19 protein-coding genes and 1 riboswitch are annotated in these 26,471 nt (G+C 73.5%); of the genes, 10 read left to right on the forward strand and 9 right to left on the reverse strand.

What is annotated here, in order from left to right; translation table 11 throughout:
- Positions 1-4: 4 nt before the first annotated feature.
- Positions 5-1,330: a polysaccharide pyruvyl transferase family protein gene (locus ACQP26_RS10560; protein ID WP_433495597.1), complete on the reverse strand. Its 1,326-nt coding sequence runs from the start codon at positions 1,328-1,330 to the stop codon at positions 5-7.
- 159 nt (positions 1,331-1,489) lie between these two features.
- Between ACQP26_RS10560 and ACQP26_RS10565 the strand changes: the two genes are divergently transcribed.
- The 4 genes from ACQP26_RS10565 (at position 1,490) to ACQP26_RS10580 (ending at position 6,474) form a co-directional block, all read left to right on the forward strand.
- Positions 1,490-2,719 carry an acyltransferase family protein gene (locus ACQP26_RS10565; protein WP_433495598.1) on the forward strand — a complete coding sequence of 410 codons (1,230 nt, stop codon included), beginning with the start codon at positions 1,490-1,492 and terminating at the stop codon, positions 2,717-2,719.
- 561 nt (positions 2,720-3,280) lie between these two features.
- Positions 3,281-4,045 (forward strand): hypothetical protein, encoded by a 765-nt coding sequence (locus ACQP26_RS10570; RefSeq protein WP_433495599.1) that lies wholly within the window; start codon positions 3,281-3,283, stop codon positions 4,043-4,045.
- A 309-nt stretch (positions 4,046-4,354) separates the two neighbouring features.
- Positions 4,355-4,497, forward strand: a riboswitch (cyclic di-AMP (ydaO/yuaA leader).
- Between the two features lie 193 nt (positions 4,498-4,690).
- On the forward strand, positions 4,691-5,545 hold the full coding sequence (locus ACQP26_RS10575; protein WP_269700750.1) for a C39 family peptidase: 855 nt from the start codon (positions 4,691-4,693) through the stop codon (positions 5,543-5,545).
- 182 nt (positions 5,546-5,727) lie between these two features.
- The gene (locus ACQP26_RS10580) at positions 5,728-6,474 is read left to right on the forward strand and encodes an alpha/beta fold hydrolase (protein WP_433495600.1); all 747 of its coding nucleotides are present in this window, start codon (positions 5,728-5,730) and stop codon (positions 6,472-6,474) included.
- A gap of 6 nt (positions 6,475-6,480) precedes the next feature.
- Here ACQP26_RS10580 and ACQP26_RS10585 read toward each other — a convergent pair whose 3' ends face one another.
- From ACQP26_RS10585 to ACQP26_RS10600, 4 genes are all read right to left on the reverse strand, one after another.
- Positions 6,481-8,157, reverse strand: a complete 1,677-nt coding sequence (locus tag ACQP26_RS10585) for a CDP-glycerol glycerophosphotransferase family protein (protein WP_433495601.1) — start codon at positions 8,155-8,157, stop codon at positions 6,481-6,483.
- Positions 8,158-8,176: 19 nt separating this feature from the next.
- The gene (locus ACQP26_RS10590; protein ID WP_269700747.1) at positions 8,177-9,679 is read right to left on the reverse strand and encodes a bifunctional cytidylyltransferase/SDR family oxidoreductase; all 1,503 of its coding nucleotides are present in this window, start codon (positions 9,677-9,679) and stop codon (positions 8,177-8,179) included.
- 105 nt (positions 9,680-9,784) lie between these two features.
- Positions 9,785-10,585, reverse strand: a complete 801-nt coding sequence (locus ACQP26_RS10595; RefSeq protein ID WP_433495602.1) for an ABC transporter ATP-binding protein — start codon at positions 10,583-10,585, stop codon at positions 9,785-9,787.
- On the reverse strand, positions 10,578-11,480 hold the full coding sequence (locus ACQP26_RS10600; protein ID WP_281578432.1) for an ABC transporter permease: 903 nt from the start codon (positions 11,478-11,480) through the stop codon (positions 10,578-10,580). The genes ACQP26_RS10595 and ACQP26_RS10600 overlap by 8 nt, the downstream gene beginning before the upstream one ends.
- A 155-nt stretch (positions 11,481-11,635) precedes the next feature.
- Between ACQP26_RS10600 and ACQP26_RS10605 the strand changes: the two genes are divergently transcribed.
- The 5 genes from ACQP26_RS10605 (at position 11,636) to ACQP26_RS10625 (ending at position 17,981) form a co-directional block, all read left to right on the forward strand.
- Positions 11,636-12,268, forward strand: coding sequence for a TetR/AcrR family transcriptional regulator (locus ACQP26_RS10605; protein WP_018784870.1), 633 nt, complete (start codon positions 11,636-11,638; stop codon positions 12,266-12,268).
- Positions 12,269-12,419: 151 nt separating this feature from the next.
- Entirely contained in the window at positions 12,420-13,526 is a 1,107-nt protein-coding gene (locus ACQP26_RS10610; protein WP_433495603.1) for a DegT/DnrJ/EryC1/StrS family aminotransferase, read from the forward strand.
- A gap of 56 nt (positions 13,527-13,582) precedes the next feature.
- Positions 13,583-14,608 carry a Gfo/Idh/MocA family protein gene (locus ACQP26_RS10615; RefSeq protein WP_269700743.1) on the forward strand — a complete coding sequence of 342 codons (1,026 nt, stop codon included), beginning with the start codon at positions 13,583-13,585 and terminating at the stop codon, positions 14,606-14,608.
- Positions 14,609-14,640: 32 nt separating this feature from the next.
- Positions 14,641-16,296 (forward strand): glycosyl transferase family 1, encoded by a 1,656-nt coding sequence (locus tag ACQP26_RS10620; protein WP_269700742.1) that lies wholly within the window; start codon positions 14,641-14,643, stop codon positions 16,294-16,296.
- Between the two features lie 98 nt (positions 16,297-16,394).
- Entirely contained in the window at positions 16,395-17,981 is a 1,587-nt protein-coding gene (locus ACQP26_RS10625; RefSeq protein ID WP_269700741.1) for a glycosyltransferase, read from the forward strand.
- A gap of 59 nt (positions 17,982-18,040) precedes the next feature.
- Here ACQP26_RS10625 and ACQP26_RS10630 read toward each other — a convergent pair whose 3' ends face one another.
- From ACQP26_RS10630 to wecB, 3 genes are read right to left on the reverse strand one after another with little or no spacing between them, the layout of a single operon-like run.
- Entirely contained in the window at positions 18,041-20,164 is a 2,124-nt protein-coding gene (locus ACQP26_RS10630; RefSeq protein ID WP_433495604.1) for a glycosyltransferase family 1 protein, read from the reverse strand.
- A complete protein-coding gene (locus ACQP26_RS10635; RefSeq protein ID WP_269700739.1) occupies positions 20,161-21,573 on the reverse strand; it encodes a glycosyl transferase in 1,413 nt (470 codons plus the stop codon). Before ACQP26_RS10635 ends, ACQP26_RS10630 begins: the two co-directional genes overlap by 4 nt.
- A 34-nt stretch (positions 21,574-21,607) precedes the next feature.
- Entirely contained in the window at positions 21,608-22,693 is a 1,086-nt protein-coding gene (wecB, locus tag ACQP26_RS10640) for a non-hydrolyzing UDP-N-acetylglucosamine 2-epimerase (RefSeq protein ID WP_433495605.1), read from the reverse strand.
- Between the two features lie 439 nt (positions 22,694-23,132).
- On the opposite strand from wecB, the gene ACQP26_RS10645 reads away from it, so the two are divergent.
- Positions 23,133-25,052 (forward strand): hypothetical protein, encoded by a 1,920-nt coding sequence (locus ACQP26_RS10645; RefSeq protein ID WP_433495606.1) that lies wholly within the window; start codon positions 23,133-23,135, stop codon positions 25,050-25,052.
- 3 nt (positions 25,053-25,055) lie between these two features.
- Here the strand turns inward: ACQP26_RS10645 and ACQP26_RS10650 are convergent, their stop codons facing one another.
- Positions 25,056-26,246: a hypothetical protein gene (locus tag ACQP26_RS10650; RefSeq protein WP_433495607.1), complete on the reverse strand. Its 1,191-nt coding sequence runs from the start codon at positions 26,244-26,246 to the stop codon at positions 25,056-25,058.
- Between the last annotated feature and the right edge of the window lie 225 nt (positions 26,247-26,471).

Below are 26,471 nucleotides of genomic sequence, written 5' to 3' on the forward strand. Positions count from 1 at the left end.
ACGGTCAGCGCCGCAGCATCCGGCGGACGGTACCCGGGACGGCCTGCTTGATCCGCTCCCGGAGCTGCTGCGAGCGCAGCGCGTCGATGGTGGCGGTGAGCTTGGCGTTCTCGTCGCGCAGCCGCTCGATGCGGGTCAGCAGTTCGGCCGGCGGGGTGGCGGCGGCGGGCCGGACGGCCGGCGGGAACACCGTCTCGGCGACCTGCCGGTCGAAGCGCGCGGCGCTGTCGCCGTCGGCGAACGAGGTACCGAGGTCGTGCTTGCGCAGGAACGCGGTGATGGTCTCGAAGCGGGCCTTGTGGCCGTCGTTGAGCGCGGTGTAGTCGGCCTCCGCGTAGAGGTCGGCGGCGTCGACGTCGGCCGGCACGTCCCGCATGATCCGGTGCGGGATGCCGAAGTAGCGGGCCAGTTCCAGCGTGCGCGAGTCGTGCGCGAACAGGTAGCCGGGCGTGCCGGCGACGAGCGCGGTGATGGTGCCGTGGATGCGGGTGCCGAACGCGAAGTCGTACCCGGACAGGTGCGACATCCAGGTCCACGGGTCGACGAACATGCGCACCTTGTCCTCGGCGAACAGCGGGTGCGAGGTGTGCAGCGGGATGTCGCTGCTCTGGCCCCGGTGCTCGGGCGCGTCGCCGTAGAGCAGGGTGCCGAGCGTGCGCAGGTCCTGCGGCACGTAGCAGAGGTTCGGGTAGCGCTCCTGGTGGTGGCGGACCACAGCGGCCATCGAGCGGACGTACGGGGAGATGGTGAGCGCGACCTTCGAGTCGGCGGTCAGCTCCGGGCGGTCCTTCTCGAGCCGGAACGTGTCGCCGTGCAGGAACATCGACGGGCAGCCGATCTGCTCCACGTCGGAGAAGCCCAGCGTGTTGAGGTAGCTCTCGGTCACCTCGCCGCGGACGCCGATGCTGTGCGACCGGTCCAGCACGGCCTTGCAGAACGCGCGGACCGGTTCGTCGATCGGGCGTAGGTACTCGCGGTCGCCGTCGACGTTCGTCTGCACGCCGACGCCGAGCACCACCACCGGGATCTTCAGCCGTTCGATCAGCCGGGTCAGCGGCGTGAGCCGGTGGATGAAGCTGCGCCGGAACGCGTTCGCCAGCGGCACCACGAAGACGTCGTGCCGCTCGTTGATCTCGTCGGCGAGACGCGGGTCGGCCGGGGTGCGGGTCGGTGTGATCTCGGCCGTGGAGGTGGCGAGCAGCTTGTGCGCCGCGTGGCTGAAGACCAGGTTGCCGCTGTTGTCGCCGATCCAGTTGCCGGCGAACGTCTCCTCCGGCGTGAGGACGTCGAACGGGCCCTTGCGGGCGCGGAGCAGGATCCGCTGGTGCATCCGGTTTCGCTCACCTTCCGTACGGCACGGCGTCCGGGCGGGAGCCGTGGTGGGGTGCCCGCGCGTGCAGGAACGGAAATCCTATCCGCCGCCCCTGAGAGACCCGGCGGACGTCGGCTCGCCGGGAACGTCCCGGTTCCCCGGGGTAGGGTGCCCGGAATGACCAGCGCGCCGACCGTCACCCGTGCCCCACGACTGCCGTCGCTGACCGGATTGCGGTGGGTAGCCGCGCTGCTCGTCTTCGGCTTCCACGCCGGGACCATGGGCATCGTCGCCGAGCCGCACCTGAAGCCCCTGATCGACAAGGCGTTCAGCCTCGGCCTGTCCGGCGTCGAGTTCTTCTTCATCCTCAGCGGGTTCGTGCTGGTCTGGTCGTACCGGGACGGGGAACGCGCGTGGACGTTCCTGCGCCGCCGGTTCGCCAAGATCTACCCGAACCACGTGGTGACGTTCGTCGCGGCGGTGGCGGTGGCGGCCTGGTTCGCCGACCCGATCGTCCCGTGGGCCGCGATCGCCAACTTCTTCCTGGTCCAGGCGTGGATCCCGCTGGGCGGCTACTTCTACAGCGTCAACAACGTGAGCTGGTCGCTCTCCTGCGAGCTGGCCTTCTACCTGTGCCTGCCGCTCGTGGTGCCGTGGCTGCGCCGGGCCCGTACCGGCGTGCTGCGGACCGTGCTGATCGCGGCGCCGCTGCTCATCCTGGCGCTGTGGCCCGGTCAGCAGCTCGTGCCGGAGGAGCAGCGGTGGTGGTTCACGCAGATCTTCCCGGTGACCCGGTCGCTGGAGTTCTGGATGGGCGTGGCCGCCGCCGAGCTGATGCGCCGGCACCGCTGGCGCGGCCCGAACCTCACCGTCGCCACCGCCGTCTTCGTCACCACCTGGGTCGTCGCCGCGCTGTGGATCCCGGCCGAGTTCTGGGCGGCGCTGCTCGCGGTCGCGTACCTGCTGGTCATCGCCGCCGCGGCGGACGCCGACGTGCGCGGCCGGCCCACCCCCTGGCGGTCCCGCGCCATGGTCTGGCTCGGCGAGGTGTCGTTCGCCTTCTACCTGGTGCACGTGCTGGTCATGGTCACCGTGCTGCGGCTGACCGGGCACTGGGGGAGCGGCCTGCCCGGCTGGCGCGGCCCGCTCGCGGTCCTCGGCTTCCTGGTGGTCACGCTCGCGCTGGCCGCCGCGCTGCACCGCTGGGTGGAGGTGCCGATGATGCGCCTGCTCGGCCCGTCCCGCCGGGCCCGCGCCGCGTCCCGCGTGCGAGCCGCCGCGCCGGCCGTGCCGGCTCCGCGCGGGGCTGCCGACGACGCCGCCACCCCGGCCGCCGACGACGGCGCGACGTCCGTCGCCGGTCCGGGCGAGGGCATCGAGTACGCCGGGCGGCGTCGCCCGGACTGACACGCGCACCCGTCGGCCGGTCGATTCGCGACACGCCGTGCGGCGGTGCGTTCGTGGGGGTTCGGCGGTAATTTGTACCCGTGCTTCCGATCGCGCTCACCTGCCCCGTGTGGTGGGTGGCGCGCTGGACCGCCCGGATGCTCGCCAGTCTCGCCGTGGTCGTCGCCTGTTCGTTCGGCGCCGCCACGCTGCCGTCCGGTGTCGCCGCTGCCGCCCCGGCTCCGGCGGCGGCCGTCCCGGCGTACCCCGTCGCCGGTGCCTCGGCCACCGTGCGGCCGGAGGCCGACCGCGCGGCCGAGCGGCAGGCCCTTCCCGCCGGTGTCCCGGCGCCCGCTCCCGGGCCGTCGGCCCGGCCGCACCGCAGCCGGTCCCGGCCGGCCGGGTCGCCGCGCCGGCCGGCCCGCGGGCCCCGCCCGCCCGCTGATCCGCCCACGGGCCGCGCCCGTTCACCGCACCCACCGAACGTCATCCCCGCACCCGCCCCGGCGGCCCGTTCCACCGGCCCGCCCCGGCGAGGTCGTGCGGGTCCTCCCGTCAGGTTCTTCCCGTGAGGTGCCGACCATGTCGCAGACCGCTCTGTACCACTTCCTCACCGCGGTGCCCGAGGCCGCCGCCATCTGGTCCTTCCTGCTGCTGCTCGCCCTGGGCCTGCTCGCCGCGCTCGTCGCCCGGCCGGAACGCGACCCCGAGCCGGAGGCCGTCCCCGAGCCGGCCGACGCCGACGCCGTCCGCCGCGACGATCTGGTCCGCTACGCCGAGGAGGTGGCGGTGGCCGCCGCCGGGGCCGCCCAGACGGCCCGTCGCCGCCGGGAGCGGTGGCTGGCCGCGCAGGACGAGGCGGACCGGGCCTGGACCGCGTACGACGAGGCGGACGGCGCCGCCCGCCGCCTGGCCGGCGCCGCCGCGCTGGGTGCCCCGCGCACCCCGCGCACCCCTGGCGAGTACGCGGCCCGGGAGCGCTGGCTGCACCACGCCGCCATGACGGCGCACTGGCGGGGCGACCTGACCGCCCGTCAGCTCGCCGACGTGCTGGCGCACCGCAACGGGTGGGATCCGCGCCGGCACCCGGCCGAGCAGGAGATCGTGCTGGCCCGCACGGTCCGGGACGGGCGCCGGGCCGGATGGGAGCGCGCCGCCGCGCGGGAGCGGGCGGCCTGGCGGGACGCGGAACTGGCCGCCGAGGCCGCCCGGACCCTCGCCGCCGAGGCGTACGCGGCAACCGTGGCCCTGCGGCCCGCTCTGCCGTACCGGAGCGCGACGACGAGCGCCCTGCCGGTGCCCGCGGCGGTCCGGAACGCGCGGTGGCGCCCGGCCCGGGTCGGCTGAGGCGACCCGTCTCGACCGAATTGTTACCCGGAATATGGTGAGCCCGGTCACCCGGGCCGCCGAATCGGGCGTGGGGCGCAGAACGGGTCATCGAGTCGCGCAATTGCCGGTCGGCTGCTCGCCGTCTGTCCTGTTTCCGCCGCCGGGTGCCGTCGAAACTGCTTGTCCCATTGAGTGAAGTCAGTAACCGGGTGTTCCGAAATCCGTTACCGCGGATCACGTTTACGCAGGTGGGAGCGCTTGGCATGGGACATACCCACCGGTAGTGTCGGCGCGTCCGATGCGGTAATCGATCGCCGACGGCGACGCCGCACCGACCCGCCTAATCGAGTTCCACGAACCGGGGACCCATGAGCACCATCGGGGTGAATCCGCGAGCCCACGGCCCGCGGTAGGGCGTACTTCCCGCCCGAATCCGTCAGCTAACCCGGTCGGCGGCCACGGAAGGAGTTACCCCTCTTGCCCACCCCTCGATCGTCCCCCCGCCTCCACGGCACCGCGGTGCCCGCGCTCGCCTGACGCGCGACCGGCAACCGCCCCCTGGGCGCCCGGCATCACGGGCGTTCCCGATCCCCCGGCCATCCGGCCCCGCCAGCACGTGTGAGTTCCTCCGCGTGCCGGGCCGGCGTGTGCCGCTCACGCCCCGTGGAGGATTTCGTGAAGCACCACCTGAAGCGTCAGCTGCGACGGATCGTCACCGAACGCCCGTACCAGATCATCGCCGGATCGGCCGCCGCGCTCGTGCTGGCCGCCGGTGCCGGCACCGTCGCCGCCGCCGGTGACGACGCCCCGGTCCAGGAGAACACCGCGGCGGTCGCCGATCTCGGCGCCGCCCGCCTCGGCGAGCAGCCCGCCAGCCGCGGCGAGGCCCGCATCGCCGTACCGCCGGCGTCGCCCAGCGCCTCGGCCGCGCCCAGCGCGTCGGCGAGCGCCTCCCCGTCGGCCAAGGCGGCGGCGGACCCGGACCTCACCCGGAAGGCCAAGCCGAAGCCGCCGTCGAGCAAGTCGCTCGACTACGACTACCAGGCGCAGATCAACTACTTCTACTGCGGCCCGGCCGCCGTGCGCAACGCGCTCAGCGCCGCCGGCATCGAGCGCAGCCAGGACGCGCTCGCCGGCCCGCTCGGCACCACCGAGATGGGCACCAACTCCGCCGAGGACACCACCCGGGTGCTCAACCAGCAGGTCAAGGGCAACCCGTACCGGACCCGCATGATTCCCGGCACCGCCACCCCGGCCCAGATGGACCGGCTCCAGGCCGACGTCGTCGAGGCGATCAGCAACGGCCGCGCGGTCGTCGCGAACGTCGCCGGTACCGCCACCGACACCAACGGCGGCTGGCACTCGTTCCCGGGCGGCCATTACGTCGCCGTGGTCGGCTACAAGGACGACGGCCGGACCGTACGGATCGCCGACTCGGCCGACCCGTCGCTGCCCTCGTACTGGCTCACCACGATCGACCTGGCGCACTGGATCGCCAGCCGCGGCTACTCCGCCTGACCGTCCCACCCCACCCCGGCCCCGCCTCGCCTCGCCCCGTTGATCTTGCAGTTGTGGCCCCGGCATAACGGGTGAGCCGGGCATCCCGGGGGCCGAAACCGCAAGATCGACGGGCTGGTGGGGGCCGGGGGTGGCGGGGTTCGGTCTCGCGTGTGCGGGGCGGGCGGTGGCAGACTGCGCCAATGGGCGATGCGACGGGGAAGCGGCACCTGATTCTCCTGCACGGCGTGGGTGCCACCGGCGAGGTGTGGCTGCCCTGGGCGCCGCTGCTGGAGCGCCGCTGGCCCGGCCGCTGGCTCGCCCCCGACCTCGCCGGTCACGGCTGGTCGCCGCCGCTGCCCGGCTACTCGTTCGAGGCCCTCGCCCAACGCGTGGCCGACGGGCTCGGCCCGGTACGGCTCGGCCCCACCGACCGGCTGGTGCTGCTCGGGCACTCGCTCGGCGGGGTGGTGGCGCTGGCGCTCGCCGCCCGGCAGCGGGCCCTTCCGGTCGACGCGGTGGTGGGGCTCGGCATCAAGGCGGTCTGGTCCCCGGCCGAGCTGGCGAAGTCGCAGGAACTGGCCGCGCGGCCGGTCACCTGGTTCGCCACCCGCGACGAGGCGGCTCGCCGCTACCTGCGGGTGTCAGGGCTCGCCGGGTTGTTCGCCCCGGACCATCCCGTGGTGGAGGCGGGGCTGCGGCGGGAGGACGGCCGCTGGCGGCTCGCCATGGATCCGGCGGCGTTCGCGGTCGGGGAGCCCCGGCTGGCGGCGCTGCTGGCCGCCACCGACGTGCCGGTGCTGCTGGCCCGGGGCGAGCAGGACCCGATGGTGACCGACGCGCAGCTCAAGGAACTGGGTGTGCCGGTGGCCACGCTGCCCGGGCTGGGCCACAACGCGCACGTCGAGGACCCGGCCGCGGTGCTCGCCCTGCTCGACCCGTACCTCTGAGCGGGCCTACACCACGGCGCGCGGCGCCGGGACCGACCATTCGGGTTCCAGCTCGCGGCGGGCGGCGGTGAGGAACGCCTCGGCGTAGCCGTCGGCGGGGAAGTCGCCCAGGTAGCGGGTCCGGGCCGCCCAGCGCTGCGCCGCCTTCGGGTCGGCGTCGAGCAGGTCGGTGAGCACCTCGTCCACGTTGGACATGTCGCGCCGCAGCACGTAGCCGGACGCCGCCAGCGGGAACCGCTCGACGAAGTGCTCGCCGTCGGCGCCAGTGTCGGTGACCGCGTACGGCTTGCCGGAGTAGAGCCAGTCGGAGATGACCCCGGAGACGTCGGAGACCAGCGCGTCGGCGCGGTTGACACATTCGGTGAGCGTCAGCTCGCGGCTCGCGGCGGCGCCGAACAGGTGCGGCCGGCCGGTCCTGGCCCGGTCGGCGGCGAGCAGTTCGGTGAGGCGGGCGAGCTGGCGGGCCGAGGCCGGGTTCTTGCCGGTGTACGGGTGGGCGCGCAGGATCACCGTGGCCCCCCTGTCGATCAGCCGGCGGATCAGCGTCTCGGCCACCGGCAGCGAGCAGTAGTTGGCGTCGGCGTGGTGCCCGGTCCAGGTCGGGGTGTAGAGGACCGTCGGGTGCGCCGACGGGGTGACCGGCTCCCGGCGTACCTCGATGGCCTCGACCTGGGGACGGCCGACCACGACGAACTTGTCGGCGGGGATCTCCACGCCGGCGCGGGCGTACCTGTCGATCGCCGCCTGCCCGGCCACGAAGATCTTGTCGAAGATGGCCGAGACCGGGTTGGCGCTCGGTGCCTTGTCGCTGTCGCCGTGGTGCAGCTGCACGTGGGTGAGCTGGTTGAACCGGATCAGGTGGGCGTTCTTCGCGCCGTGGTTGACGTAGAAGGCGACCCGCAGGCTGGGCACCAGCGCCTCGTCCAGCGCCTTCAGCGTGGGGCAGAGGACCACCGGGGCGCGGGTGGCGGCGGCCACCGCGGGCAGGAGCTCCGGCTCGCGCAGCACCACCACGAACGGGCGGCCGATCCGCTCCAGGTACGGCAGCCACATGGTGACCTGGTACTCCGAGCCGGGCGGCGCGGAGAAGTGCAGCACGAACTCGGGCCGGTGGTGGCGCAGCGCCCGGCCGACCGGTCCACCTCCGGCGGGCGGCCGGAACCGGCGCCGGGCGAGGTCGAGCGCGACCGCCCCGCATCCGGCGCCGACCAGCAGCGCGGCGGCCAGCGCCGTCCAGGCCGGCAGCGTCAGGGCGGCGGCGAGCGCCACCACGGCGAGCAGCACCAGCAGCGCGTCGCCCAGCCGGGCGGCGACCACGGGTGCCCACGTGCGGACCGGGAGGTTCGCCGCGCGGATCTCCAGCGCGCCGGCCTGCCGCAGCGGGCCGACCAGCAGCACCAGGCCGAGCAGCACCAGCGCGGTGGCGGTCAGCGCCGGGTCGAAACCGTCGTCGAGGCGCCGGGCGTAGCCGACCAGGATGCCGGCGGCGACGAGCACCGTCTCGGCGAGACCGTCGGCCGACGGCCGGACGCGGCGCTCCCAGGCGGTGGCGGCGAGCGCGGCCACCGCCAGCGCCAGGCCCCAGCCGGTGGCCCCGGTGAGCGCCACGACGAGGAAGGCCAGCACCGCCAGCCCGGTGGTCAGCACCCGGGCGAGCAGCTTGCGGACCAGGTCACCACGCATCTGACACGTCCCGTCGGGTTCAGGCGCCGGTGGACAGCTCGGACCGGTCGGCGCCGGGCTGGGCCGGTACGGCGGCCACCGGCTCGCCGGGGGAGCGGCGCACGTCGACCACCTGGCCGGTCAGCTCGGAGATCAGCACGTCCAGGGACGCCTGCGCGACCGCCTCGGAGGAGAGCAGCGTGTGCTCCGGCTCCTCGCCGAACGCCCGCGTCCGCATCGGGGTGGCGGTGCGCTCCGGGTTGACGCAGTTGACGCGTACCCCGAATTCGGCCCACTCGTCGGCGAGCGCCTGGGTGAGGTTGACCAGCGCGGCCTTGGTGGCGGAGTAGAGCGCGTAGCGGGCCCGGCCCCGGGTGTACGAGCTGGACGTGTAGAGCAGCAGCTGGCCCTTCGTCTGCTGCAGGTACGGCAGCGACTGGCGCGCGATGGTGACCGGGCCGACGAAGTTGACGTGCAGGAGACGGTCCATCGTCTCCGAGTCCATCTCGGCCAGCGCGCCCTTCTCCAGGATGCCGGCGGTGACCACCACGTGGTCGATCCGGCCGGTCGCCTCGAACGCGGTCTTCAGCGCGGCGGCCACGTCCTCGGCGCGCTCGACGTGCGTGCCGGTGGTGGAGCGGCTGAACGGGAAGACCTGGGCGCCGTAGGAGCGGGCCAGTTCGGCCAGGTCGTGGCCGATGCCGTAGCTGCCCCCGAAGACCACGATGGTCCGGCCGGTCAGCTCCTCGGCGTAGCTGCGGTGGTCGGTCAGGCGGGGCGCCTGGGCGGCGGCGAGCTGGAACAGCTTGTCGGCCAGGTGCACGTCGACCGGGTGGGTGACCTTGATGTTCTCGTCCGAGCCGTCGATCACCTTGATCGGCGTGCCGGGCAGGTAGCGCAGCACCACGCCGCAGTCGTCGGTGGCGGCGAAGTCGGGGTCGCCCTCGGCCCGCCGGTACGCCTCGCGGATGGTGCCGGAGCGGAACGCCTGCGGGGTCTGGCCGCGGCGCAGCCGGGACCGGACCGGGATGTCGGTGATGCAGTCGTCCGCGTCGACCTGGATGATCGTGTCGGCGGACGGGATGGCCACGTCGACGGCCGAGTAGGTCCAGAGCGCGTTCACGCACTCGCGCACGATCCGGGCGCTGACCAGCGGGCGGACCGCGTCGTGGAAGAGGATGTTGACGTCGCCCTCGCCGACCGCGTCGAGCGCGATCCGGGTGGTGTCGTTGCGGGTCTCGCCGCCTTCGATCACCTTGGTGACCTTGCGGAAGCCGGCGTCGGCGACGATGCGCCGCGCGTCGTCCACGTGACCGGTGGCCATCAGCACGATGATCTCGTCGATCTCCGGTGCGGCCTCGAAGACGGCCAGGGTGTGCTCGATGATCGGCTTGCCGGCGATCTTGAGGAGCTGCTTCGGGATGCCCAGCCCCAGGCGCGTGCCGGTCCCCCCGGCGAGGATCACGGCCACCGTACGCGCGGGGCGCCAGGGTGCCGGGCTCGCCGGCGCGGCGTCCGGTGCGGTGGTGTGGTCCTGCGTCATTGCCGTACCTCACTCTGGGTGAAAGGGGATGGGTCCGAAAACCTTAACGCGTACGCGGGAGCGCACCGCTCCGGGCGGAAACCCGGTGCGGTGCGCTCCGGGGCGCTACTTCTGGTTCTCGTACGCGTCGCAGACCTCCTTGGTGGGGCCGTCCATCTTCAGGACGCCGCTCTCCAGCCAGATGGTCCGCTCACAGGTGTCCCGGATCGAGCCGATCGAGTGGCTGACCAGGAAGACCGTGCCGGCGCTGTCGCGCAGTTCGCGGACCCGCTGCTCGCTGCGGACCCGGAACTTGCGGTCGCCGGTGGCCAGCGCCTCGTCGATGAGCAGCACGTCGTGCTTCTTCGCCGAGGAGATCGCGAAGCGCAGCCGCGCGCCCATGCCGGAGGAGTAGGTGCGCATCGGCAGCGAGGCGAAGTCGCCGCGCTCGTTGATCCCGGAGAACTCGATGATCTCCGGGGCGATCCTCTTGACCTCGTCCGGGTGCATGCCCATGGCGAGGCAGCCGAGCACCACGTTGCGCTCGCCGGACAGGTCGTTGAGCAGCGCGGCGTTCACGCCGAGCAGCGACGGCTGGCCCTGGGTGTAGACGGCGCCGCGGGCCGGCGGGAGCAGCCCGGCGATGGCCCGCAGCAGTGTGGACTTGCCGGAGCCGTTGCTGCCGATCAGGCCGATCGCCTCACCCTCGTACGCGGTGAAGCTCACGCCCTTGACCGCGTGCACCTCGCGGATGTTCGGCGCCTTGGTGCGGGAGACGATCCGCTTGAGCGCGGACACCGGGCTGGTGCCGCCGGTCGCGCCCTTGTGGATCCGGTAGATCACGTGCACGTCGTCCACCACCACGGTGGGGACGCGACCCGAGTCGGTCACCGGGCCGGCGTTCAGCGGCAGGGTCTGCTCAGCCACGGCCGTACTCCTTCTCTCCGCGCCAGAAGTAGACGAACCCGCCGACGCCCGCCACGACCGCCCAGAACAACCCGAGCGCCCAGAGCTTCGCCGGGGAGCTCACCAGGTGCGCCTGGTGCGAGTCGAGCAGCGCGTAGCGGGCCAGCTCGATGAAGACCAGCGGCGGGTTCCACTCCAGGACGTTGGCCGCCCAGTTCGGCAGGTGCTCGCGGATGAGCGTCACCGGGTAGAGCACGCCGGAGGCGTACAGCCAGGTGCGCATCACGAACGGCATGACCTGCTTGAGGTCGGTGACCTTGGAGCCGAGGCGGGCCATGACCATGCTCAGCCCGACGTTGAAGATCGTCTGGAGCAGCAGCATCGGGACGATCAGGACCCAGCGGAAGGTGAGCGGCTCGCCGGTGACGAGCACGATGCCGGCCAGCACCACCATCGACATGAGCAGCTGCTGGAGCTGCACCAGCGTGACCGTGATCGGCAGCGCCGCCCGGGGGAACTGGAGCGCCCGGATCAGGCCCAGGTTGCCGGTGATCGCGCTGACGCCGTTCGAGGCGGCGGTCTGCGTGAAGATGAAGATGAAGACGCCGGTGCACAGGTACGCGATGAAGTTCGGCACGTTCCGGTGCTGGCCCAGGATGACGCCGAAGATCAGGAAGTAGACGGCCGCGTTGGTGAGCGGTGTCAGCACCTGCCAGAGCTGGCCGAGCTGGGTGTTGCTCAGCGAGGAGGCGACCTTCGCCCGGGAGTACGCGGTCATGAAGTGCCGGTACGCCCACAACCGGCGGGCGTACTCGCCCAGGGCGGGTCGTTCCCCGGCCACCCGTAGCCCGTACCGCCGGGCCAGTTCGGCCCGGGTCAGCCCGGATTCGGGGTCGGCCACCGCGGTGTTGGCCATGTTCAGGCGCTCCGATCTTTCGTGCTGATGGGGAGCAGTGCGGTGAAAGAGATCCAGCGTGGCCGGGCGGGGAGGAGCCGCCTCGCTGCTGCATGGAAGGTAGTCCACCGAACGTCGGGACGCAACCGTACCGTCGTTGCGCTACATTGTTCCACGTGACGACCGAGAAGAGGCGTGCTCCGGCCGGCGCGGCGGTGCTGCGCGGGGAGATCACCAGTGCCATCCGCGCCGCCGTGATGCAGGAGTTGGCCGAGGTGGGCTACGGTCGCCTCTCCATCGAGGCGGTGGCCCGCCGGGCCGGTGTGAGCAAGACCGCCATCTACCGCCGCTGGCGTTCCAAGCTCGACCTGGTGCTGGACATGGTCTCGGCGGTGGCGGGGCGCAACATCCCGCTGCTGGACACCGGCAGCCTTCTCGGTGACCTGGAGATTCTGCTGCACGTGATGGCGCGCGCACTGCGTCACCGGCTGGCCGCGCAGATCATCCCGGATCTGCTGGCCGAAGCGGCGCGCAACCCGCAGATCGCGGAGAAGTTGCAGGCCGCCCTGGACGACTACCAGCAGGCCGTGGGCCGGATCCTGATCGGCCGGGCGGTCGAGCGCGGTGAGCTGTCCCCGGACACCGACCGGCGCGCCGCGGTCGACCTGATCGTCGGCCCGGTCTACTGGCGGATGGCGATCTCCCGGGCCCCGCTGGAACCCGCCGAGGTGCCCCGGATGGCGGCCGCGATCGTCGCCGCCCTGCGGGTAGCATGCGTGGGGCCTGTGCGCGACGAGGTGGAAGTCTGAACCCCGGGCCGCCCCCGGAGGGCCGTCGTCGATCATGAACAGAAGGTCACAACCGGTCGGACAATCCGTGCGATACGCGGTTTCTCCCGACAGACCGCTACGATCCCCCGAAATGTCTCTCATGAACCACGCGTCGACAGGAGGAAGCCCCATGGTCGGGCCGCATCCAGAGTTCATTCCCCCCGCACGGCCGATCATCGGCGAAGCCGAGATCGAGGCGGCCGTCCGGGTGCTGCGGAGCGGCCGGGTCGTGCAGGGCCCCGAGGTCGCCGCGTTCGAGGAGGAGTTTGGTGACCTGGTCGGCGGCCGGCACTGCGTCGCCGTCAACTCCGGCACCTCCGCGCTGCAGCTGACGCTGATGGCGCTCGGCTTCGGCCCGGGCGACGAGATCATCGTCCCGTCGTTCTCCTTCGCCGCCAGCGGCAACGCGGTCCGGCTGGTCGGCGCCGAGCCGGTCTTCGTGGACATCGAGCCGGGCAGCTTCTGCGTCGACCCGGAGGCGGTCGCCGCGGCGATCACGCCGAAGACCGTCGCGGTCATGCCGGTGCACCTCTACGGCCACCCGGCCGCCATGGACCGGATCATGGAGATCGCGCAGCAGCACGGCCTCGCCGTGGTCGAGGACGCCGCGCAGGCGCACGGCGCCGAGCGCAACGGCACCCCGGTCGGCGCGTTCGGCACCGCCGGCTGCTTCAGCTTCTACCCGACGAAGAACATGCACTCCCTCGAGGGCGGCATGATCACCACCGCCGACGCGGACCTCGCCCGCACCCTGCGGCTGCTGCGCAACCAGGGCATGGAGCAGCGGTACGCCAACGAGATCGTCGGTGCCAACATGCGGATGACCGACGTGGCCGCCGCCATCGGCCGGGTGCAGCTCACCCAGCTCGCCGACTGGACCGAGCAGCGCCGCGCCAACGCCAAGTTCCTCGACTCGGCCATCACCGGCATGGTCACCCCGCCGGTCGCCGACGGCGCCAAGCACGTCTACCACCAGTATACGGTGCGGGTGCGGGGCGACCGTGACGCCGCCCAGGCCCGCCTCACCGAGCTGGGCATCGGCAACGCGGTCTACTACCCGACCCCGATCCACCGGCTCAAGCCGTACCTCGTCGACGGCAAGCCCGGCGCGTGGGACCTGCCGGAGACCGAGCGGGCCGCCGCCGAGGTGGTCTCGCTGCCGGTGCACCCGTCGCTGACCCAGGCCGAGCTGGAGCGGATCGCCGAGGGCGCGAACCTGGCCGCCGGTGCCCGGTGAGCGCGAGGAGTGAGCCGGGTCTGCGAGCCCCGCAGTCGCGAACGAAGGAGAGCGCAGTGAGCGGACGGAAGCTGCGGGCCGGCCTGATCGGCCTCGGCGCGATGGGGCGCAACCACGCCCGCGTGCTGTCCAACCTGGACGGCGTCGAGCTGGTCGGCGTGGTCGACCCGGCCGGCGACGTGACCGGCACGCTGCGCGCGCCGGTCGTACCCGAGCTGAGTGACCTGCTCGCCATCGGCGTCGACTACGCGGTGGTGGCCTGCCCGACCGCGCTGCACGAGCCGATCGGCATGGAGCTGGCCGCCAACGGCGTCTGCGCGCTCATCGAGAAGCCGCTGGCCCAGTCCGTCGACGCCGCCACCCGGCTGGTCGAGGCGTTCGAGAACGCCGGCCTGGTCGCGGGCGTCGGGCACATCGAGCGCTACAACCCGGCGCTGCAGAGCCTGCGTACCCGTCTCGAGGCGGGCGAACTGGGCGAGGTGTTCCAGGTCGTGACCCGGCGCCAGGGCCCGTTCCCGCACCGGATCGCCGACGTCGGCGTGGTGATGGACCTGGCCACCCACGACATCGACCTGACCGCCTGGGTCACCGGCCAGCAGTACGCCTCGGTCGCCGCCCGCACCGTCTCGCGCAGCGGCCGGCTGCACGAGGACATGGTCGCCGTGGTCGGCCAGCTCGCCGACGGCACGATGGTCAACCACCTGGTGAACTGGCTCAGCCCGCTCAAGGAGCGGTCGACTGTGGTCACCGGCGACAAGGGCTGCTTCGTGGCCGACACGCTCACCGCCGACCTGACGTTCTACGCCAACGCCGCCATCGACACCGAGTGGGAGGCGCTGCGCGCGTTCCGCGGCGTGGCCGAGGGCGACATGGTCCGCTACGCCATCCCGAAGCGGGAGCCGCTGCTGGTCGAGCACGAGCGCTTCCGGGACGCGGTCGAGGGCAAGCAGAGCGACATCGTCACGCTGCGGCAGGGCCTGCGTACCGTGCAGGTCGCGGCGGCTCTCCTGGAGTCGTCCGCCGACGGCAAGGTCGTGTCCGTCACGGCCAGCGGCAGCGACGCGGAGCCGGCACTGCGATGAGCCCGGCGCCGGTGCGGCGGACGGTCTCCGCGGTGCGACGGCGGATTCCCCGGCGGTGGCGCATCGCGCTCCGCCGGGCCGCCGCCGGCGCGCGGCCCTGGGAGACCCCTTCGGTACGCGAACTGTGTGAACTTCCCGCCGGCACGCCGCTGCTGGTGCATGCCGGCGGGATCACCGGTGACCGGGCGCTGGACGGCGTGCTGCGCGCCCTGGCCCGGTTGCCCGAGTTCCACCTGGCGCTGGTCTGCGACCCGGCGGAGCAGACGACCGCCCAGGACCTGGTCCGCCGGGCCGGCAAGGCCCGCCGCCGGGTCCACCCGGTCCCGCGCCCCCGCACGGTGACTGCCACGTTCCTCGCCTCGGCCGACGTGGCCGTGGTCGGGTTCACGCCGGACGCCGGTCTCGGGCTGCTCGACACCTGCCTCGCCGCCGGGCTGCGGATCGTCGCGGCCGACAGCCGGGCGGTCCGCGAGCACCTGACCCGGCACCGGGCCGGCGACTTCTTCGCCTCCGGCTCGGTGCCCTCCTTCGCCAAGGCGGTGGAACGGGCCTGGCAGCGGGGCGGCGACGAGGCCCCGGAGACGCCGGAGCAGCAGGACCCGCCGGTCGCGCCGGTCGAGGCCGGCACACCGGGCCGGTGGCGGGCGCTCGGCGCCGGGCCGGTCCGGCTGGGACTGGGCACGGCGAACTACGCCGGTCAGCTCTCCGCCCTCGCGGCGGCCATCAGCGCCGCGCGGACGGACGTCGGCATCGAACTGGTCGTGGCCAAGCCGCCGGCCACCTACCGCTACCCGGCCGACCGCTATCTGCACTTCCCCGGCGAACACCGGCTCGACGTGCAGATGCAGCAGGCCGCGCGGGTGCTCGGCTGGTACACGCACCTGATCGTGGACGCCTTCCGCCCGGTGCTCGGCCGGCTCAACGGCGACGACATCGCCGGGGACCTGCCCGCGCTGCGCCGGGCCCGGATCAAGGTCGCGCTGCTGGCGCACGGCAGTGAGATCCGCCACCCCGGCGCGCACCTGGAGCGGCACGCCGAGTCCGCGTTCCGGGACGCCCCGGAGGAGCTGCGCGAGCGGCTCACCGTGGTGACCGAGCGGAACCGGCGTACCGCGCAGGAGAGCGGCCTGCCGTTCTTCGTGACCACTCCGGACCTGCTGGACGACGTGCCGTTCGCCACCTGGGCGCCGCTGATCGTGGACGTGGACGCCTGGGCCTGCGACCGTCCGGTGCTGGAACGCACCCGGCCGGTGGTGCTGCACGCCCCGTCCAACCGCTGGACCAAGGGCACCGACCGGCTGCTGCCCCGGTTGCAGGAGCTGCACGATCGACGGATCATCGAACTGCGCCTGGTGGAGGGTCTGCCGCACAGCGAGATGCGCCGCCTGGTGCAGGACTGCGACATCGTGGTCGACCAGTTGGTGATGGGCAGCTACGGCACGTTCTCCTGCGAGGGGATGGCCGCCGGCAAGGTCGTGGTGGCGTACGTGAGTGAAGGGCCGCACCGGGCCGCCGGGGTCCAGCCGCCGATCGCCAACGCCACACCCGGCACGCTGGTCAAGACGATCGAGTCGCTGCTCGACGACAGACCCGCCGCGGTCGCCCTGGCCGCGGAGGGCGCCCGTTACGTCCGTGACCACCACGACGGCCGGCGGACCGCTGAGGTGTTCGACGCCTTCCTGCGGTGACCCGCCGACCGCCCGTGCACCGCCCCCTCGACGAGGAGAAGCACCCGATGCAAGCTGTCCCGAGTAGCGATGCCCGACCGACCCGGGGACGGGTGGTGATGCTGGTCGACAACGGGGTCCACGGCGACTCCCGGGTGCAGAAGGCCGCCCGCTCCGCCGCCGAGGCCGGTTGGGAGGTGATCCTGGTCGGCATCCTCAAGGGCGCGGCGACCGAGGACAGCTGGCGCATCGGCGACGCCGAGGTCCGCCTGATCCGGATGCCCCGGCGGCTGACGCATCCGGTCGCGTACCGCCGCGCGCTGCTGCGCCGGCCGCTGGCGTACAAGCCGGGGCCGGACGCCAAGCGGCGGCTGAACACGCTGCGGGCCCGCCGGGACGACCTGACGTTCCGCCTCTCCGAGATCAAGGTGAACCGGGCGGCGGGCGGCCCCCGCTTCGCCGAGCTGGCCGGCAAGGCCCGGCTGGCCGCGCCGTACTTCCTCAACAGGGCGATGTTCCAGTGGGTCAAGTTCCGCTCGGCGCAGCTGCGGCGGCTCCAGGAGAGCCAGCAGGACCCGAACTCCCGGCTCGACCGCGCCGCGCTGCGGTTCTGGCAGCGGGTGCACGGCGACCGGGCCTGGCGTCGGCTGGACCCGGAACTGTGGGACTTCGAGCTGGCCTTCGCCTCGGTGGTGGACGAGCTGCGGCCGGATCTGATCCACGCGCACGACTTCCGGATGCTCGGCGTGGGCGCGCGGGCGGTCATGCGGGCCCGGGCCGGCGGCCGGGACGTCAAGCTGCTCTGGGACGCGCACGAGTTCGTCCCCGGCATCATCGGCCGGCCGGCCAACCTGCGCTGGCTGCCCGCCCAGATCGCCTACGTGCGGGAGCACGCGCCGTACGCCGACGCGGTCATCACCGTCTCGTCCACCCTGGCCGACCTGCTGCGGGAGAGCCACGACCTGCCCGAGCAGCCGGCCGTGGTGCTGAACGCGCCGCCGCGCGCGCTCACGCCGGAACAGCGGGCGACGCCGGTGCCGGACATCCGGGCGATGTGCGGAATCGGCGCCGCCACGCCGCTGCTGGTCTACTGCGGCGGCATCAACCCGTCGCGCGGCGTGGACATCATGATCCGCGGGCTCACCGAGATGCCCGAGGCGCACGTCGCGCTGGTCTCGGTGCACCCCAACGGCAAGGCCCCGATCATGTACGAGCTGGAGGAGTTGGCCGCCGAGCTGGGCGTGGCGGACCGGGTGCACCTGCTGCCGTACGTGCCGCACTGGCAGGTGTCCGCGTTCGTCTCCCCGGCCGACCTCGGCGTCATCCCGATCCACCACAAGCCGAACCACGAGATCGCGCTGATCACCAAGTTCTTCGAGTACGCCCACGGTGGCCTGCCGATGGTGGTCAGCGACGTGCGGACGATGGCCGAGGCGACCCGGGCCACCGGGCACGGCGAGGTCTTCCGGGCCGAGGACCTGGCCGACTACGTCCGGGCGGTGCGTACCGTGCTGGCCGACCCGCAGCGCTACCGGGCCGCGTACGACCGGCCGGGCGTGCTGGAGCAGTGGACGTGGGAGGCCCAGGCCCGGGTGATGGACGAGGTCTACACCCGGCTGCTGCCGCACCACCCCGGGCCCGTCGCGCCGGCGGACACCGCCGTCGTGCCGGTGCCGAACCAGCGGGCCACGGTGCCGGCGCGCTGACCGGCGACAACGCGGCGGGGCCCGGCCGACCGGCCGGGCCCCGCTGTCGTTGCGCCTGCTCAGTCGCCCAGCAGCAACCGGTCGTAGTCGGCCTGGCTGACACCCCAGTCCCAGGTCTTCAGCACGTGCTCCGAGGCGGCCCGGCCGGCCTCCGCCCACGCCTGCTCGGTCGCGGTGACGGCCAGGATCCGCTCCGCCGCCTCCGCCGGGGTGTCCACCACCCAGTCGGCGGGGAACAGGGTACGGGCGCCGTGCGGCTTGCCGGCGAAGAACGGCCAGTCCCGCACCACCGGCACCGCGCCGCTCGCCGCGCCCTCCACCAGGCCGCAGTGGAAGCTCTCCCGCACCGACGTGCTGAGGATGACGCCGACCTCCTGGAGGGCGCCCGGCACGTCGTCGGTCTGCCCGTAGCGCCGGACCGCGCCCAGCGGCTCCAGTTCGGCCAGGTCCTTGGCGAACTGCCGGCCGTAGTCCTTCGCCGGCTTGCTGGTCCGGTTGTTGAAGTTGCTGCCGATGAGCGTCAGGTTGTACCGCTCGTCGTGCTCGCGCAGCTTCCGCAGGACGTCGATCGCCCACCGCGGGTCCTTCGCCACCGAGCTGAACCCGACCAGTCCCAGCGTGAACCGGGCGTCGGCCGGCTTGGCCCGGGGGTAGCGCTGCAGGTCCATCGCGTTGTCGACCACCCGCAGCCGGGGCGCGCCTTCGCCGGTGAGCTGGGGCAGCACCGCGGTGGACAGGTCCCGCAGGTGCTCGGAGACGAAGACGACGTCGTCGACCCGGGAGAAGTCCACCAGGTGCGGCCAGAAGTTGAACGCCTCGAAGCTGTGCAGCCGGACGATGATCCTGGCCGTCCCGGGGTCGTGCAGCGTGAACAGCGCGGCGGTGGCCTGGCACCAGTCGACGAAGACGGTGTCGGCCCAGTCCAGGTGCGGCCGCAGCCACTCCTCGATCTTGGCGCCGTACGTCGACTCGGCGCCGAGCAGGTGCTCCATCACCGTGCTGCCGCTGAGCGCCAGCGGGCGGGTCACCGGGTCCTCGTACAGGTCCAGGAAACGGACCTCCACGTTCGGCATGGCCCGGTAGCGCTCCAGGATCTCCTGGAGGAAGTTGTCGTTGATCAGCGTGGTGACCAGCAGCCGCAGCGGCCGGTCGGTCGGCGCCGGGGCGGCCGGGGCGAGCCGGCCCCGCGGCTGCGACAGCTTCCGCGCCGCCGCGCTCTCCCGGAACGGCGCCAGGAAGGCACCCGGGTCGTCGCTCATCGGCGAGGAGAGCCGGTCGAAGTGCAGCACCCGGTTGGACGCCAGGCTCCACGCCCGCGACACCGCCGCGGCGGCCTTCTTCGGGTCCTTCGGCAGCCGGGCGTCGGCCAGCGCGAGCTGGGCGCGGATCGCGTCGTGCAGGCCGGACGGGACGTGCCCGAGGGCCAGTTCGCCCTGCGCGGCCTTGGTGAGCACGTCCGCGCGGGTGGCGGCGCTGTTGATCCGGCTGACCGCGGCCGCGGCGGTCCGGGCGGCGACCGCCGGGCGCCCCGCCTTGACCGCGCTGTCGTGCAGCCGTACCGCCAGCTTGCTGCGCAGCCGGTCCGGTACGCGGGGCGCGGCCACCGCGCGGGACCAGAACCAGGCACCCGCCGGGTTGCTCATGATCCGCTGGCCGGTCGCCTTCTGGACGGTGGTGCGCACCGTCTCCACCGCCGCCCGCTTGGCGCCCCGGGTGCCGATGCCGGCAGCGGCCGCGACCTGCCGCTCCAGCCGCTTGCCGACCGGCTCGGTACGCGGCGCGTCGAGCGCCCGCTGCGCCGGCACGAGCCCGTAGTGCGCGCCGGCCCGGGTGTTGCGCTGGGCCATCTCCCACACCGTGTAGACCGACCGCGGGTCGAGGGCCACCAGCAGGTCGGCCGACCGGAACCGCTGCCGCAGCCAGGAGTGGCGCTGTGCGTGCAGCCAGATCTTGCGGTTGGCCTGTGCCCGGCCGAGCGCGCGCCGCAGCCGGGCGTCGCGCTTCTCGGCGGGTACGACGAACGACCGCACCTCGGCCAGCGCCGGGTCGACCGGGAGTTCCGCGCTGTCGAAGAAGCAGGCGACGGTGACGCGGGCGCCACGGCTGCGGAAACGTTCCAGCGCCTCGATCAGCACGGCCGGCTGCTTCGGTGCGGCGGCGGCCACGATGAGCACTGTGGTCACTGTCGGGCATCTCCCGTCGAGGAGGTCGTGGCCGGGGTGGCCGCGCCGGCGCCGGTGGGCCGGACGAGTTCGGTGAGGCGGCGGACCGCCGGGGCGAGCACGGCGGGCCGGGCGTAACGGCGGGCCAGTTCCCGGGCGGCGGCCCGGTCCGCGTCGGTCGCCTTCAGGGCCAGCCGGCCGGCCTCCACGAAGGAGCCGGCGAGGCGGTGCGGGTCGAGCCCGACCGCCCCGGTCCACAGCGGATGCCCGGCCAGCACGTTGCTGGCGTCGTGGTCGACGTCGTGGGCGGAGAGCACGGGCAGGCCGCTGGCCATGAACTCGTACACCTTGCCGGAGGTGACGAACCGCCCGCCGACGAGCATCAGCACCAGCGCGTCCCAGGAGCCGTACGTCGCCGCCAGCTCCGCCTTCGGCACCGGGCCGCCGAAGCTGACGCCGTCGACGGCGGCCTCCTTGAGCAGGTCCATGTGCCGGTTGGCCTCACGCGACGCGCCCGCGCCGATGTGCCCGCGCACCTCGAACCGGGAGCGGGCCAGCAACGGGTCGTCGCGGCGGGCGATGCGCCAGGCGTCCAGCACCGACTCCAGGAACGCCGGGCTGAAGTTGACCGAGCCCAGGTAGCCGAAGGTCAGCCCGGCCGCCGGGTCCGGCGAGCGGCCGGAGATGTCCGGCAGGCTGTCCTCGTCGTAGCCGTTGCGCACCACGTGCACCCGGTCGGCCAGGTGCGGGTACCGCTCCCGGTAGAAGCCGGCGATCGGGTCGTTGACGCACCACACCGCGAGCGCGTGCTCGAGCACGGAGGACTCCCACCGGCCGGAGACCGAGTCGCGGGTGAACGCCTCGCCGCCGCCGATCACGTCGAGCGACCAGCCGTCGCGGAAGTCGACCGCGTACGGGACCTTGTGCTCCTCCCACAGCTTCCGGGTGGCGGCCAGGTTCACGTACGGGGCGCAGGAGGCGAGCAGCAGGTCGGCCGGGTGCTCGCGGTGCAGCCGCAGCACCGCCTTCTCCAGCTCGTACCGCCAGCCGCCGAACACCGGCTCCGGGAACGCCTGCTGCTCGCGCTTGCGCAGCCGCTTGATCCAGCCCGCCGGGTCCAGCGAGCGCTCCTCGGAGAACGCCCGGATGTCGGTCTCCAGGTCCTCCCGGATCAGCGGCAGCTCGACCACCCGCACCCGCGGGTCGACCTTCTCCGACAGCGTGTGGTCCAGGCCGTACTCCCGCTCCCACGCCTGCTGGCAGATCGTGATGACGGTGATGTCCCAGCCCTGGGCGACGAACTGGTTCGCCGTCTCGCGCAGCCGGTACGCGCTGCTCTTCGCCGCGGGCGGGAAGCCGATCGCGAGGTAGATGGCGTGCGGCCGCTTCCCGCCGCGCGAGCGGGGGAGCGGGACGGGGCGGTTGGTCATCGCGGATAACCGATCGTGAGGAGGGAGCGCGTCGTCATGCCAGGTGCCGTCGCAGCGTCTCGGCGACCCGCCGGGCCGCCCGGCCGTCACCGTACGGGGTGCCGCGCGGCGCGTCCGGGGCGGGCCGCGTCGCGGTGGCCGCCCACCGGGCGCCCAGCTCGCGCGGGTCCGGCACCAGCACGTTCCAGCCGTCGGCGAGCGTCTCGACCCACTCCGTCTCGGTGCGCAGCGTGGTGCACGGCCGGTCCAGCAGGTACGCCTCCTTCTGCAGGCCGCCCGAGTCGGTGACCACGCCGGCGGAGCCGACCACGGCGGCCACCATCGCGGCGTACGGCAGCGGCCGGCCGGCGTGCAGCGCGCCCCGGGTCAGCTTCAGGCCGTGCTCGTCGGCGCGGGCGACCAGCCGCGGGTGGGCCAGCAGCGCGACCGGCACGGGCAGGTCGGCGAGCGCGTCGAGCAGCGCGGCGAGCCGCTTCGGGTCGTCGGTGTTCTCCGCGCGGTGCAGGGTGGCGAGCAGGTACGGCGCGTCCGGGTCGATGCCGTCGGGCAGCGCCGGGCGGGGCTGCCCACCCCGGGCCACGTCGTCGCGGACCCGCAGGCAGACGTCCACCATGACGTCGCCGACCAGTTCGGTACGGGCGGCCAGGCCCTCCGTGGCTAGGTGCCGGACGGCTTCCTCGGTGGGGGCGAGCAGCAGGTCGGCGGCGTGGTCGGTGAGCACCCGGTTGTGCTCCTCCGGCATCCGCCGGTTGAACGACCGCAGCCCGGCCTCCAGGTGCGCCACCCGCAGGTGCTGCTTGACCGCCGAGAGCGTGCCGGCCAGCGTCGAGTTGGTGTCGCCGTACACCAGCACCCAGTCCGGGGCCTCGGCGGCGAGTACCGGGTCCAGGGCGGCCAGCGTGTTGCCGGTCTGCACGCCGTGGCTGCCGGAGCCGATCCCGAGGTGCACGTCCGGGTCGGGGATGCCGAGACCGGAGAAGAAGACGTCGGACAGGTCGGCGTCGTAGTGCTGGCCGGTGTGCACGATCACGTGCTCGCACCCGTCCTCGGCGAACGCCGCCGCGATGGGCGCCAGCTTCACCAACTGCGGTCGGGCGCCGACGATGCTGACGACCTTCACACGTGACTCCTCGTGATCTGCGACGGATTCTCGGTGCGGACCGGCCGCCGCCCGAGTCGGGAGGCCGTGGACCCCGGCCGGGTGGCCGGGCCGGTGCCCGCAGGCCCTAGGAATAGTAGTGCCCCGGCCGCCGCCGGACGACGTACGCGGACACGGCCGGTGCGCGATGGTGGGCCGGGCCACCCGCCGTCACCGGACGCCGCCGCCCCGACGGGGAGCACGGTGACCGGTGGCATGGAACGGGACACGAGGGACCAGCCTAACCGAACCGGCCGGATCACCCCGGCCCGCCGGGTGCCCGGCCGGCGGGGTGCGCCCGCCGCGGCGCGGCCCGGTCACCGCGGGTACGTCCCGCCGTCGGCGGATCGTCGCCGACTCTTCACCGGGCCGGGCGAGCCTGACCCGGCGCCGCAGCCCGGCTTGCGTACACTACGGCGCCATGACCGCCCCCGGGCCCGAGACCCGTACCCGCACCGCAGACGCCGGTGAATCGGTGGCCGACGCCACCGACGAGACCGCGAAGCCGCCGGCCGCCGACGGCGCGGACCGGCCCGTCGAGGCCACGCCGCCGCGCCCGGCGCAGCCGGAGGCCGCCACGGCGGAGGACACCGACACCGACCGCCCGGCGCGCCGGCGCCGGATGCGGCCGGACCTGCTGGTCGCGGCGATCTTCCTGGCCGGCGCGTTCTGGGTGACCGGCCGGGGCTGGGTGAACCCGGACGGCCGGCTGCTCGGCAGCCGCCCCAACGACCAGGGCTTCAACGAGTGGATGCTGGCGTACGCCGCGCACGCGGTCAGCAACCTGGAGAACCCGTTCTTCACCACGTTGCAGAACGCCCCGGACGGCGTGAACCTGATGACGAACGTCGGCATGCAGCTGCCCGGGCTGGTGCTGTCCCCGGTCACCCTGCTGTTCGGGGCGCCGTTCGCGTACCTGCTGTTCATCACGCTCAACCTGGCCGGCACCGCGTACGCCTGGTACCACGTGCTGTCCCGGAACCTGGTCTCGTCCCGGGTGGCGGCGTTCGCCGGTGGCCTGTTCTGCGCCTTCGCGCCGGCGCTGGTGTCGCACAGCAACGGTCACCCGCACATCACCGCCCAGTGGCTGGTGCCGTTCATCCTCTGGCAGGTGATCAGGCTGGCCCGGGACGGCCGCCCGGTGCGCGACGGCCTGGTGCTGGGCGCGCTCGTGACGGCGCAGTTCTTCGTCAGCCTGGAGATCCTGTTCCTGACCGCGCTCGGCTGCCTGATGATGGTGATCGGCTACGTGATCTTCCGGCCGCGCGAGGCGCTGCGCCGGGCCCGGCCGATGCTCGGCGGCCTCGCCGTGACCGGGGTGCTGGTCGGGGCCGCCGCCGCGTACCCGCTGTGGATGCAGTTCGCCGGCCCGCAGCACCGGGTCGGTCACCCGGGCAACCCGGACGTCTACGCGCTGACCCTCGGGTCGTTCGTGCGGTACGCCACCGAGTCCGTGGCCGGCAGCCCCACCAGTGCCCTGCGCTGGGGCCCGAACACCACCGAGCAGGCCAGCTTCTACGGCTGGTCGGTGGTGATCCTCGCGGTCGGCGCCGCCTGGTGGCTGCGCCGCGAGATCGTGGTCCGGGTGCTCGCCGTGGTCGCGCTGATCTCGGCCGTGTTCTCGATCGGCACCACCTGGACCGTCGGCACCCGGCGCACCGACGTGCCGGCGCCGTTCGCGCTGGTGTCCGAGCTGCCGGTGTTCGACTCGGTGGTGGTGTCCCGGTTCGCGCTGATCACCACGGTGGCGCTCGGCGTGCTGTTCGCGGTCGCCGGGGACCGGGTGGCCCGGGTACGGGTCGGCGAGGCGGGCCAGTCCCGGCTGGTGCCCCGCCTGGCCGCGGTGGCGCTGTTCGCCGCGCTGCTGCCGATCCTGCCGACCCCGCTGGAGGCGCGCGGGCGCAACCCGGTGCCGGACTTCGTCACCGCCGGCGTCTGGAAGGACCACGTCGCCCCCGGCCGCACCCTGGTGCCGGTCCCGGTCGACGGCATGACGTCGCTGTACTGGAGTTCCGCGGCGCTGGCCGGCTTCGCCGTCCCGGAGGGGTACTTCCTCGCGCCGGTCTCCAAGACCGACAACACCGGCCGGTGGGGCGTCGAGCCACAGCCGACCGCGAAGCTGCTCACCGCCGTGTCGCGGGGCCAGCGGGACACCGCGGTCGGCCCGGCCGACGTCGAGCAGGCCCGCGCCGACGTCCGGCACTGGAAGGCCGACGCGGTGGCGCTGCCGGACCGGGCCCGCCGCCACGACGACCTCAAGGTGGTGCTCGACGCGCTCTACGGGCCGGGGCAGCGGGTGGCGGACGTCTGGCTGTGGGACGTCCGCCCGCTCACCCGGTGAGCGTCACGGCGACCTGGTCCAGATGAGCAGCAGGTAGCCGCCGAAGTAGGTCGAGAACGCGGTGAGCGCGACCAGCACCGTGACGGCCCGGGCCCGCCCGGCCCGGGCCAGGCCGACGGCGGCCGGCAGCAGCAGCGCGAACGCCGGCACCAGGAACCGCGCCTTCGAGTGGTAGTAGCCCGCCGCGCCGATCGTGGTGACCAGCATCAGCCCGCTGAACAGCAGCAGCTCCCAGGGCTGGCGGTCGATCACGCTCAGCACGAAGAACATCAGCGCCAGCAGCAGCACCAGGCTCACCACGAGCATCTGCGGCGTCGCGGACACCGCCAGCACCTCGCGTCCGCGCCGCAACGTGTCCACGCCGAAGTCGAAGTGGCTGCGCCAGCCGGCGGACTGGATGTGGAACCAGCCGTCGGGCCGCCCGGTCTGGACGCCCACCCAGGCCAGGTAGGCGAGCCAGCCGGCCGGGGCGAGCAGCATGGCCACCCACGGGCGCCAGCCGTCCCGGCGCCGGATGACGGCGAGCAGCGCGGCCAGGCCGACCACCGGGATCAGCGACGAGGCGGTGGGCCGGGTCAGGCCGGCGAACAGGCAGAGCACGCCCGCGGTCAGCCAGTGGCGGCGCAGCAGCGCGTACAGCGTCCACGCGGCCAGGGCGGTGAACAGCGTCTCGCTGTAGGCCATCGACTGCACGATCGCGTGCGGCAGCGCCGCCCAGAGCGCGGCGAGCAGCACGCCGGTGCGACGGTCGTGCAGGTACGAGCCGATCGCGTACAGCGCCCAGGCCGCCGCCAGGCCGGCCAGCGCGGCCACCGCGAGCCCGGCGGTACGCGGGCCGAGCGGGGTGACCCGTTCGACCACGCCGATCAGGGCCGGGTAGAGCGGGAAGAACGCCATGTCGCTCTGCACCCGTTCGTACCCGTCGTAGCCCCGCTGGGCGATGGCGAGGTAGTACGTGGCGTCGGACAGCGTCAGCTCGCGCACCGGGGAGAGGTTGAGCGAGCGGGCCCAGACGTAGACGGCAAGGACGCCGACGAGCCGGATCACCGCGTACACCGCCAGCGCGGGCGCCGCGTCCCGGGCGGCGTCGCGCAGCCGTCGGACGGGGCCCGGCCGGGCGCGCTCGGCTGTGGCCGGCCCGGTCGGCGGGGCTGGTGCGGGCCGGCGGGGTTCCTCGGTGGTCACCACGTCCATTGTGCGGTCCCGTTCGCGCTGAGCTGGGGTTGGCCGAAGGCCCGCGTGGCGCGACCGGCGACCCGGCGAACGACCCGGAGCGGGCGCCGGTCGTTGAACAGGGTGGAGGGTAGCAACAGTCACAGCAGGTCGGGGGGGCACCGGCGGCGGCGGGCGTCCGGGCCCGATCCGCTGTCGTAGACTCGCTCGGGTCCGCGGGCGCGGTGCTGGCGACGACGAAACGGG

Origin of the sequence: Micromonospora sp. CA-248089 (assembly GCF_050948515.1) — a bacterium.
Taxonomy (GTDB): domain Bacteria; phylum Actinomycetota; class Actinomycetes; order Mycobacteriales; family Micromonosporaceae; genus Micromonospora.